This window comes from Macrococcus sp. CoH-51_TC_04 (genome assembly GCF_058188655.1).
On sequence record NZ_JBVGOY010000011.1, the window covers coordinates 28,312 to 40,425 of the forward strand.

9 protein-coding genes are annotated in these 12,114 nt (G+C 33.6%); 1 reads left to right on the top strand and 8 read right to left on the bottom strand.

The annotated features are described in order from the left end of the window. Nucleotides 1-5 precede the first annotated feature (5 nt). From ACZ2V4_RS09800 to ACZ2V4_RS09815, 4 genes are all read right to left on the bottom strand, one after another. On the bottom strand, nt 6-1,157 hold the full coding sequence (locus ACZ2V4_RS09800; RefSeq protein WP_490514812.1) for a lysozyme family protein: 1,152 nt from the start codon (nt 1,155-1,157) through the stop codon (nt 6-8). Between the two features lie 54 nt (nt 1,158-1,211). Next, nucleotides 1,212-3,185: a VirB4 family type IV secretion system protein gene (locus ACZ2V4_RS09805; RefSeq protein ID WP_012655849.1), complete on the bottom strand. Its 1,974-nt coding sequence runs from the start codon at nt 3,183-3,185 to the stop codon at nt 1,212-1,214. A 109-nt stretch (nt 3,186-3,294) separates the two neighbouring features. Then, nucleotides 3,295-3,882, bottom strand: coding sequence for a TraC-like domain-containing protein (locus tag ACZ2V4_RS09810; protein WP_012655848.1), 588 nt, complete (start codon nt 3,880-3,882; stop codon nt 3,295-3,297). Nucleotides 3,883-3,885: 3 nt separating this feature from the next. Beyond that, complete coding sequence (locus tag ACZ2V4_RS09815) at nt 3,886-4,218, bottom strand: DUF5592 family protein (RefSeq protein ID WP_012655847.1); 333 nt, start codon at nt 4,216-4,218, stop codon at nt 3,886-3,888. A 145-nt stretch (nt 4,219-4,363) separates the two neighbouring features. Here ACZ2V4_RS09815 and ACZ2V4_RS09820 point away from each other — a divergent pair, with 145 nt between their 5' ends. Continuing rightward, entirely contained in the window at nt 4,364-4,456 is a 93-nt protein-coding gene (locus ACZ2V4_RS09820; protein ID WP_133420420.1) for a type I toxin-antitoxin system Fst family toxin, read from the top strand. A gap of 268 nt (nt 4,457-4,724) precedes the next feature. On the opposite strand, the gene ACZ2V4_RS09825 is transcribed toward ACZ2V4_RS09820, so the two are convergent. The 4 genes from ACZ2V4_RS09825 to ACZ2V4_RS09840 are packed head-to-tail and all read right to left on the bottom strand — an operon-like array spanning nt 4,725 to nt 12,106. Continuing rightward, nucleotides 4,725-7,658 carry a pLS20_p028 family conjugation system transmembrane protein gene (locus tag ACZ2V4_RS09825; RefSeq protein WP_490514813.1) on the bottom strand — a complete coding sequence of 978 codons (2,934 nt, stop codon included), beginning with the start codon at nt 7,656-7,658 and terminating at the stop codon, nt 4,725-4,727. A gap of 16 nt (nt 7,659-7,674) precedes the next feature. Further along, nucleotides 7,675-10,599, bottom strand: a complete 2,925-nt coding sequence (locus tag ACZ2V4_RS09830; RefSeq protein ID WP_050742492.1) for a VirD4-like conjugal transfer protein, CD1115 family — start codon at nt 10,597-10,599, stop codon at nt 7,675-7,677. A 25-nt stretch (nt 10,600-10,624) separates the two neighbouring features. Beyond that, nucleotides 10,625-11,170, bottom strand: a complete 546-nt coding sequence (locus ACZ2V4_RS09835) for a hypothetical protein (protein WP_012655908.1) — start codon at nt 11,168-11,170, stop codon at nt 10,625-10,627. Next, entirely contained in the window at nt 11,171-12,106 is a 936-nt protein-coding gene (locus ACZ2V4_RS09840) for a hypothetical protein (RefSeq protein WP_103214518.1), read from the bottom strand. Between the last annotated feature and the right edge of the window lie 8 nt (nt 12,107-12,114).

The window sequence follows — 12,114 nt, forward strand, 5'->3', positions numbered from 1 at the left end:
CTTTTTTATAATCCACAGCCGAGACTACCTTTGACATTAAATTTTTTCTCCAATGGACTGAACCAATCAACAGCTGCACTTATAGTATATTGATTATTTTTTAGTGCATCTAAATGTAAATGTGGACCACTTGAATAACCTGTATTACCAGAAAGTCCAACTTGCTGTCCTGCTTTTACAGTATCACCTTTTTTTACTAACACGCCATTTAATTTTAAATGTCTATAGTTCATATATAAGGTTGGATTGTCTTTAGAGATTACAGTGACGTGATTATCTTTACCTAATAATGAGCTTGACAATCCACCAACCGTATATCCATTTACTGCCTCAACTACCTTACCGTCAGTGATTGCATATATTGGTGTGCCTTCTGGCAATGCTATGTCTATTCCTGGATGACCAGGATATCCTCCGATTTTACAAGTAACACGATTCAAAAGTTTTGGATCAACGGGTGAACCAATTGCGTTTCCATCTAATGTCCCACCAGATGCCTGTGATAAATATCGCATAACATGTTCAACATATTTAGGGTCACCATAACTTGTCCATCCTGTTTCTTTTGCCATTTTCTTTGAAAACTGTTGTGCAATATCTTCAGAGAACTTTGAGCCTTTCTCAAAAAAGAAATCTAAAAATCCTTCACCAAAATTGTAACTTTGTAGTGCTGCTTTCCAATTGTCATCTCCAATTTTTTTTGCTTTAGATTTATTTAACACTTTTTTATATGCCGACACTCCTGCTTTAATTGATTCCGTCGGACCTATTGTGTTTGGTGGTAGTCCTTTGCTTTCCGATGCTTGGAATATATCCGACACACTTCCTCCACTTTCCTGTGCACAAATTGCTAGCATGACATTTAAATGACTTTCATCTACACCTTGAGATTTAAGTTCTTTTTTTATTCTGTCTGAATGTTTGGTACATCCTTCAGGTAAAGCTACTCCGTCAATCGTACCCATAGATGATGATTGTTCTTGTTCATATCCTTCATTTGATCCACCTAGAAATAAGAGCATACAAATTAGAACTATCGGGACAGCAGTTATCAAAGCAATTGTGAAAGGTGTAGATGACGTTGCAATTCCTGCAATCCATAGCATTATTTTTTTTCTTGTTGCTTTCTTCAATTTATTTTTTAGAAATTCTATCATTTAATATCCTCCAATAAAAAAAGACACCCTTAATAATAAGAGTGTCTGTAAATTTTATTGCCCCCCACTAAATCGACGCAATTGTTCTTCTGATACATCATTGTGAAAAAGCGTATTGTTTGCACCTTGTATGCTTACGATTGCTTCACCTTTTCCTAGCGTTGGAATGATTTCGTACTCACTTTCTTTTATTGTTTCTCCTAATACATCTCTTACAGAATCAATATCTGATCTATCAATCTGAAAGAAAAATTTATATTGCGTTAAGGCAAATATTTGTTTCAGTTGAGTTGTTGCATCATTATTACTGTTTTCAGGTAGTAACTGCTTAGGCGATTGTGTCGCAAAAATAACTCCTGCAAGATACTTACGCATTTCTTTCATAAAGTTAACAACGAATTCAACTGTATTTAAGTTATTTACATTTACGATATTTTGACATTCATCAATGAATACCATAAATCTTCTAGCGTTACGAGGATCAATTTTACCGTCTTCTATCATCTTCTTATATTTTTTCCCGTTCTTTAAAGCTTGTGACCAAATTAAAGATAACGCTACGTATAACTGACATTTAAATACGTTTGGTGATAACTTTTCAAGCTGTTCTATGTTATAAAATACAATCTGTTCTTCGTCCATGTTAGGGACAGTCGTGTGGCCATCAAAAACACCACCATAAACATTAATCATATTATCTAAAGTTGTTAATATTTTTTCTTTAGTTACTCGTTTTTGACTTGTCATCTTAGATTCATCCAGGTTATGAATAAATGCTCTAAATTCACTCAGTATTGGATATTCTTCTGGTCTGTGGCCTGTAACTACCATTTGCTTTCTTTTACTTCTATCAGCCGTCCATAAACCTACGTGGATATAAAAATCATTAAAGTAGCTTACACAATCCATTAAATCTGTATCTGTTAAGTCACCATTCATCAATGACATCTGCATTTGAAGTTTTGATAAATGTTGAGTGTAACAGGCTTCTTCATTAATCACAAGATCATAACCTTCAATATCAGGATTATCTTCTTTGTCAAACGTTGCTGTAGGCAATATTTCAAGCATGTTAATCATGCCTTGTGATCCATCCAGTGATATCATCTTGCCCCCCTGTTCACGTACAACTTGCCTGAAGTCTCCTGCTTTATCAAAACCTCTAATGAAATGATTTCTTGCAAACTGTTCTTCTTCGATTACTTTTAGAAAAGTAGATTTACCACTTCCCATCATCCCAAAGACAATCGAATTAAATGACTTTCTTACGTTATCGACTTTAAATAAGTCTAGGTATACAGGACCACCTGTTTCAGTCGTACCGATAAATGCACCATGTTCATCGTTGATTGACGTATGGTCAAAGGGATAACCACCCCCAAGCGTTGATGCTGGAATCTGTTGTCCTTCTTTAAAATTCACACCATGCACTTGTTTTTGTCTGCCATATTTCATAACCAAACTTTGCCAGTTTTCTTTTGTCTCAAAGTTCATTACTTGTGATTTTATACCTCGAGCTTCTAAATCAACTCGTATTCTGTGAATTTCGTTATCTAATTGTTCAAGAGTTGGTTTATAAATAAACATTCTAACAGTAATCTTTTTGATTTGTTCACCTAAATCATTGATCATATGAGATACACCTAAAAGTGTCTGATACTTATCTGTAGATGAACTTTTTGTCATAGCATCTGCTTTATTATCTTGAATACGAGCTGATTGTTCAGAAAGCGATCTCTTTAAGTTTTCTTGTACCTGTTCTCTGTTTGCTGTAGAGATATCTTGAACAGTGATGACACCCTCACGATTTACGATGTGTCGCATCCAATTGTCATATACTGTTGATGGATAATCATATATCGTCAAGCATGCTTCATAGCCATCACCTTTTTTGATGTAGTTTTCATGAAATGATATGCCCCCCTGGGGCTGTGTCTTAGCAATAAATTCTAAATCATAATTATCTTCTACAAAATCATCAATTTTCTGCTTAACAATCTGTTCATCTTTTTTCTTAAATCCAAACATATTTCATTCTCCTTTAATTTGAAAAGCCACGCATCTCAATGAGTTACATAGCTTTTATATAGTATGTTGCATAATATATAAAACATAAAACATAAAACATAAAACAATTTTATATATATTGTGTGTTCATGTTATTCAATTGAAACAGTACATTCGTTTTTTTCTTTTGTGATAGAGGATTCTTCCTTAATAAGCCTCCTGAAGTCTGTCTGATGTTATCTTTAACGACAGACATACCTTTTTTACTATCTGCATATACAAACACATAATGATCCATCTCTTTATGTGTTTTTGCTGAAATCTGTAAACGTCTGATGTTATCCTGTTGATATGCACGTTGTAACGGATTTGTAGTCGTTTCATATTTGTGTAGCCAATAAAGCTGTTGAGCCTCAGAATCTGAAGGATACTTAAATGAAATGACTTTGATATCTTCTATATTGATACGATAAAATGATGCAAGTTGTGTCATTAGCTGTGCTTTTTCATCTGCGTTTATTGTATTTAGTGCATGTGTTTCAAACTGATATATTTCTGCGTAAGTATTATCTTCTAATAAAAGATAACCTTCTTTTGTTATCTGTTTATAAGGGATAACATGTAATATATTTAAATCAATCGTTCTATCTTTATTTTTCTTTCTTTCATTTCTATCTCTCTTAATCGCCACTTTTTTTGGCTCGACAAAACCTGACATTCGTTACTTCATCTCCTTTTTAATATATTTCGTATAATCTAAACTTCTGTAAACATTCTTATCCATCCTGAACATAGATGCGATTACTAAATACATCGGTTTATCAGGGTTCGTTTTAGGTTTTGCAATCGCAATCCCACCTACAAGAAATTGAATAATTACAATAATAGTTGTAAGTATCGGGCCACCATCTATAAAGTTTGCTAACATGAAACCCAAAACAACGAATATAATAATGACAATGATATCTTTTAAAGTTGTTTTTCCGATGATTAATATATCTGCTTTCATATCTCTTGGTATTGTATATCCTTGATTTCCAATATTTTTACTCATTTTTTCCTCCTATTTATTTCAGATAATAAAAAAAGGCATTTGCTAACGTATCAGATAGCAAATGCCTTTTAAACATTTTTAATGATATAATATTAAAGCCGTCTTTACTTCCATAGGCGAGTTCTTATGGAAGGAGGTGATCTCTGTGGAAATAATCTTTGTTGACATTATTGCACCGATTATTGTCGGTGTCGTCCTTGCGTTGTTTTCTCACTGGTTAGATCAACGTAAGTCGTAAGACGGCATACCAGCACCTAAAAAACCCCCTAACTGTTTGCCCAGTTAGGGGGTTCGGTGTTTCTGTGAAAATAATCTTTGTTATCATCATTATATCTTAATTAATCGATTTTTACAAACATGGATTACATCTTTGTAAATATCGTTGTACCGATGCTTATCCAGTCTTATTTTACAAACCCATACTAATCCATGGACTATATCCTTGTTAATAATATTATACCTATCAAATTTTACAATAGCATAAAGTATAATATATGCTTTATGTTTTATCCTTTATCTATTCCTTTAAATAAAGTGTTTGTATTCTGTTTTTGAACAGTGACTTTTTCAAGTTGTTGATTTACATGTTGAAATGCTGTTCTCTGCTCTTGTGTAAAGGTGCCTGTATTTTGCTGTATCACTTTTTCAAATACTGCTCTTTCCTGGTTAGTCACTTTTAATGGTGATGATATTACTTTCTCCATGATTTGTCTTTCTTCAGTATTCATATTTGATCCCTGCGATCGAACGAATGACTGCATAATTGGTTTTACATCAGAAGATACTGTGCTTCCCAACTGCTGATTTACTTGCTGAAACGCTGTACGTTGTTCTTGATTCATATTACCTGTATTTTGACTGACAACTCTTTCAAATACTTGTTTGTCTTGACTTGTCGCTTGTGATGGATTAGAGATTACTCTTTCCATTACCTGTCTATCACCATTACTCATACTCAATCCTTGATTCTGTATAAATGATTGTATTGCAGGTTTAACATCTGGTGCAATCGTACCATTCATCTGTTGGTGTACGTTTTGGAAGGCTGTTCTTTGTTCTTGATTCATACTACCAGTATTTTGACTGATAATTCTTTCAAATGCCTGCCTATCCTGACTTGTTGCTTGTGTTGGGCTAGAAATCACTCTTTCCATTACCTGTCTGTCACCATTACTCATACTCGACCCTTGATTCTGTACATATGATTGTATTGCAGGTCTTAAATCTGGTGCAATCGTACTATTCATCTGTTGCTGTATGTTCTGGAAGGCTGTCTTCTGTTCCTGGTTTAAGTTGCTCATATTTTGACTGATAACTCTCTCAAACGCTTGTCTATCTTGACTTGTTGCTTCTGATGGATTAGATAACACCCTTTCCATCACTTGTCTGTCGTTTGTGCTTAATTGATTATCATTTGATAGAACATTTTCTATTGCTGTTCTATCTGATGCAGTTACACCACTATTTCCTGTCTGCAACAACCTTTCTATCGCTAATCTATCTTCTGCTTTTAGATTACTATTATCATTAGATAGAACACGTTCTATCGCTAACCTGTCTTCTGCTGATACATTAGAAGGATCACGTATTAATCTTTCAAGTGCTGTTTTATCTTCTGAATTTAAATTATTTCCAGATTCAGTGAGATATCGCTGTACTGCTGTTTGGTCTTCTAGTTGCCCTGCATTAGATGTCTGTGTTAGAACATTTCTTAGGATGTCTCTGTCATTTTCACTTAATGAACCAGAATTAGATAATCTTTCAATCACATTTCGTTCATCATCTGATAATCCTGAATCTCCGCGTATCACTTTTTCTAATACATTTCTTTCTCCTGTCGTTAATAAACCAGAATTGTTATCGACAACCTGACTTACAGCTTTTTGCATAGCTGAAGGCATGGCTTTTGATGTAGAGGTAGAATCTGCATAAGCTTGAGCATTTGCCTTTCCTTCTGCAAACGATTCAGTAAGTCCATTATCTATAATACTCGATTTAACAGCTTCTGCTGTATCAGTAATGCCAGTTTTCATTTTTGTCATAGCTTCATTCGATTTATTAGATACATATCCACCTACACCTGCAGAAGATAATTCGCCAGCTTCACGTGTCATACCTTTGATTGCATCTGCTGTTTTGCCACCAAAACGTTCAGCTAATCCTTTATGATTTGGATCTGCTTGTTTTTCACGTAGATTATTCACTCCATCTTTTGCTGAAGATACACCTTTACCTAACATCTTACCAGCACCAATCATGGCTCCACCAGCTGCTAAACTTCCCATCAGCGCTTTATATCCATCTTGAACACCAACGTCTATTCCTAGTAGCCTTTTGGCTGTTTCTGGACCATCTATAACAAATTTTCCTAGTGCGATCATGGCAACTGATATAATCCAAGGATTCCATCCTAAAGTCGTTATATACTGCATCGCAAGTAGATATAATTTCATAACAAACGCTAGAATTCCGATAGCTGCATAATTCATAACAAAGTCGTTCATAAATGTTTTCATCTTTTGACCTGTTGTAATATCTGTAGCTGCTATCCATGGTGCAATTAATTTTTGGAATGCAATCTCCATCATAAGTAACATCGTCTTGAACATCGCGAATATTAAGACGAATCCTAGCACTCCAAACTGAATGAACATTGTAAAGAAGTTTGCATTATATCTGTAATACCATTTATTCAGGAATCCCACCTGTCCGATAAATTTAAATTCGGCAGGTTTAATTTCTTCAAAGTTAACTCCACCATCTTCACCATCTACAATTTTATGACTGAACACATTTCTTTCAAGTGAACTTAACTTATAATCTCTATCTCCTGCTTCTTCAATCCCATCTGAATCTTTCGAGGCATTGATTAGTCCTGAAAAATCTTTATTCTTGATATTGGAGTTTGAAATATCATTATTGATATATGTCTCTTTATTCAGCTCCCAATCCATTTCACGACTTAGATACAGTAGGTCTACTGTATTCATCGCAACAATCTGTGTCGCAAAGTTCTCTGATTTTAAGGTTTCACCACTCCCTGCATCCTTTCCAGCCTGTACAAGTTCTGTTGAGATATTGTTTAACTCTGTTGTCAGATAAGGTATCCCTAATATCAGGCCAAAAGCAAGAAGCACATTCATAAATACATCGCCCTTCTTGATGCCACGACCAGACATAATAAGATAACCTATCCATATTAGAGACATTGTAAATAATGCCATCGCAATTGGCATCACAACATCATTCACTCCATCCATGGCCTCACTTTCAAAGAAACCATTGAAGGTCAACATTTTATCTAATCCTTTTTCTAGTATTGCTATAGTCGCATGACAAAATAGCACCATCCCCCATAATACTTTGAATAGAATCATCCATACCCAGTCCTGCTGAACAAAATATTCTTTATATGTTTCTAATATATCTTCATAGCTCACTATTTCACCCTACTTTCTATTTATTCATAAGTCTTTCTTTTGCTATCGCTTTCTCCAGTTTTTCTAATTCAGCGTAAGCTTCATTTTGTTTTAATTCATTGAATGTATTCTCAAAAGATTTCTTATCCATTTCAATTAATTCTTCAAACATTCTCTTTGGTAGTAACTTTTCTAGTTCTCCTGTTATGATATTCACTATGTTTTCATCAAAATATTTATCTGAAATAAATTTCGATGGTTCAACTACTTCAATCGTTGATTTTTGGCTTAATGGATTTCTTACTGTCTTCTTTCCTTCTTTAATCTCTCTTAATTTCTGTGTAATTCTTGATGCTGGACTTTCAATTTCTTCTGCACTCCATCCTTTATTCTGTAAGATACGCTGAATCGTACTTGAAATAACATCTTCCGATTGTACTTCAAGTAATGCGTGGTAGAGTTCATAATCATTAGTGATTTCCTTACAAATGCGCATCAGTTCTTCTTTATTTTCTTTATCGAAGTATTCAAGACTTGCGATATATCCTTTTGATATCACTGTGACTTTTTCAGGTCGTTCCTTCCAGTTAATTCTATAGTCGGATAGCTTTAACTTTCTATGAAGCGAAGGTATATCAAAGTCTGCAAACTGATTAGCTGGCTCAAAATCATTTGCTAGATAACGGAATCTGAATGGTGTCTGTGTTTCATTATGATTATAAATAGGTTCTGGTCGCATCGCTTTCTTCTTATTATCCAGTGATTTCAAGAACCTTAATATCACCTGTTCTCCTTGAACAAATTTAGGTAGTAAATCAGCTTCAATAATTGGAACTTGCTCTATACTATCTGTTTCACTGATTTCAGTATTAAACATTGATCCATTTCTATTTCTAGTCGTGGATGTCACTGTCTTCATGCCACACTTAGCAGCTATTTCATCGTTCGTTTCCTTATTTGTTGATTTAATGTAGATATGAACCTGGCAGTTATCTTTTATTGTGTCAGCATCCTCTTTACCATATTTCGCAGGTAGCTGAGTATAGCCTTGAACATAAAGTTCAAACAGTATATTTCGCCCTAAACAAACGGTCATAATATTTGCCATATCATGTATTGGTGGGAAGTTACCAAATTCATCTAACCTGAACTTAACTCTCTGATGACATTTACCACCACTTTCTGAAGCTCTTCTCGCAAGCATCGTATAAAGCTGTGATATAAAGATACTCGCTACAACATGAATTGAGCTGTCATAATCAGGTACAACCATAAATACTGCTATTGGTTTTTCACTATAGAAACATGTCGTTTCAAGTATGCCTGTATTATCTTCAACTGGCTTCAAATACGCAGTTTTAGGATAAATTCTATCTCCTGTGTATTCATCAATTTCAACCTTTACAAATCCAGGTGCTTCACGATAAAAGATATATTCAAATACATCTCCTAAGATTTCTATTCTAATAGTTTCTCCTGGTTTCATCGTACGTTTAAAGTTATTTTCCATATATCCAAGTGAGTCTACTTTAAAGTTTGCTCTTAATTCATCTTTTTCTCTGTAACCGTAGATCACTACGCCACGTTCATACATGTATTTCAAATCAAATTTAACTCTCAGTCGTTTATTAAACCCAACTCTTGTAAAGTCAACAGAGTTTGCCGAACCCATTTTAGAAAGTTTTTCTGATGTAAATATCTGTAGTGTCGTAGATGCTACTGTCAGAATACTTGATCTTGTATTTCCTCCTGCAAAGGCACTTGTCGCATATTGTTTCTTCGCAATGGAGCCATCAGGTAGTGACATAATATATTCATCTAATCTGTTTATAGATTCACCATCTTCATTCAGATAGTTCTCTGTTTCTGGCCCTAAAGTATTTAATAAATCAACAACATTACGCATCGTAATACGTTCAGGTTTTCCTTCTTCTAATGCTCTGTGAATAACAGTAAAGATTAACGCATTAACTAATGATGCAGCTGCATTGTCCCAGAATGGATCTGAACCTTTCCCTGGAAAGAGTGTCTTTGTCAAAGATACGCAATACTGTTCTGCCTGTGCAAAGTCTCCTTTGATATATTCCTGTTTGATAATCTCTAGCATGTTGTAACTCATACCGTCATCGGGATTTACCAGGTTCAATACTTCTACGTCATACCCTCGCTTTCTTAATGTTTCATAGCTCCCTGCATATAGTTCACCTTTAGGATCTGCAAATACTAAAGATGGCTTGTTCTTTGCTCTCGTATCAATATCTGTCGCTGGAAAAACCAATGATTCACCTTTACCAGATCGTGATGTACCGATAACAGCAACATTAATTGTATCTGTATCAATTAAGAACTTGCCGTTATAAAAGAATTTATTAAAGCCACGCATCTTTAATAATGCTGGCAGATCATTAATATGCGTCATGGGTACACCAGGATCACCATCATATTCCAATGTTTGCTGAGGTACTGATTTATATTGCCTTTTTAATTCCCTGACTGTCGCAAATCTTGAAGTGCCTTTCTGACCATAATTCATTTTTCGATATTTCTTATAAAAACCAAATATTTTATTCTGAAAGAGATAGGAAAAGATAATAAATAAAATAGCCCAATACAACAGATGTTGTGTTGGGCTTGTTATCAATAACTTAAACTTTTCTAAAGAATTGACGTGATCTGTAAAAAATTGAGTGTTGTAACTGATAATCATGTCGATTTTCTGCCAGATATCTACATCCTTATTTTTAGGTATTAATCTGACAAAGTTTTCTTTAATACCTGAAAAATAATTAACGATTAGATTAGATATTACTGCTGTAACAAAAAAGACTGTGATCGAAAATGTATACATAATCCTTCTGTCAGCAACTAACTCCTTAATCTTAAAGGGTTTTCTTTCAGATTTTATAATCTGCTTTTCTATTGGTTTCTGTTTATTTGTTGCGATTAATATATTATCTAACATCTTGTCACCTAATTTCTTAGAATGCTTAGAAAGCTAAATCTTCATCTAGTTCTTTATCACTGATATCACTATAAGTAAAGTTGTGTTGATATACTTCATAGTCAAGTTCATCTTCTTCATTAACATTTACATTATTTTCTTCTGATTTTTTACTTTCTTCTTTTGCTTCTCTTTTTTTCTGTCTTTCCATCTTCAGATACAGCATACGTTCTTCTGCATCTTCTGATTTCTCCTGTGGCACAATGCTCGTTGCAATAAAATATGGGTGTGGATACGATGGATTGCTATTATCTCTTGATTTAAAACTGTCAATCGAATACTCAATCAATATCTTCTGTCCTTCAACTAAATATTTAGAAGCATATTCTGCAACATGACCATATAGGTGGAATGGTAAAGTTGTGTAGTATGACCTGTATTCTACTTCTTTTGTTTCCTTATTTACAAACCTTCGTTTATCCATAACATTTAAGTAAATTTTTGCTGTAGACACACCTTTATCATTTTCTTTTAATTTTATGGAATTCAAGATAAATCCTAATATATGCTTGCCTCTTAACATATTAACCATTTAAAACCCTCCTTTATCTAAAGCTCTATTTATTTCTTCTAAATATTTTTCAACTACCTGCATATCTTCGATATTATCCATAACTTCAATAAACAAAGATTTTAATGGGTTATGCGATGGCTTTTGGTTAAAATATTTAAATAGGTTGAAAGTTTCTTCATTTTTGGTTGTTAATGATTTAATACTACTGATGAATGCTTCATAGCTTTTCTTTTGGATAAGTGAATCATATGTGATGATTGTTATAAGTGATAGGAGTTCAGCATCATAATCTCCCGTAGCTTTTCTGATAAATGCTTTTGAAAAAGATTTTACTTGTTCTTTATATTCATCTGTATTAATTTCCTCTTTAGATACTGAATCATATAGCTCGTGAAGTGATTGATCTAAAGAAGTTTTTAAATCCTGCTGTTCTAATGTATCTTCATTATCCTTATCAGGCTCACTTACTTCATCTATATCATTTACTAAGTTAGTTTCGGTTTTAGGTGCATCTACCTCTTGTTCTATTTCATCTTCTACATTTACATTAGATTCATCATTAATAGATTGATTTGTAACTACCTTATTTTCAGGTGATTTTTGAATATTTTGGACTAGCATTACACCTTCACTTTTAAAAATACTATTGATATCTGTCTTAATTTCAATAATTGGTATTCTATTGTATAAATTGAATTCAATTTCACAATTTCCTTCATCATTTCGTACAATTGAAACATCAATCACAACATTTAATGTATAATCACATAATTTAATGAGTGATTTTAATTTATCTAATCTGTCTTTATCGTCAACCGATTTTTTCCACTCAAATGTATAATCTCTGTTAGTCTCACCAACTGATCCAACTAGTAACAATATTGATTCTTCATTCTCTAAACTTGTAACACTTTGTATCTCTTTAACATTTACTGGTATTTGAATAATCGTCATGATAGGTT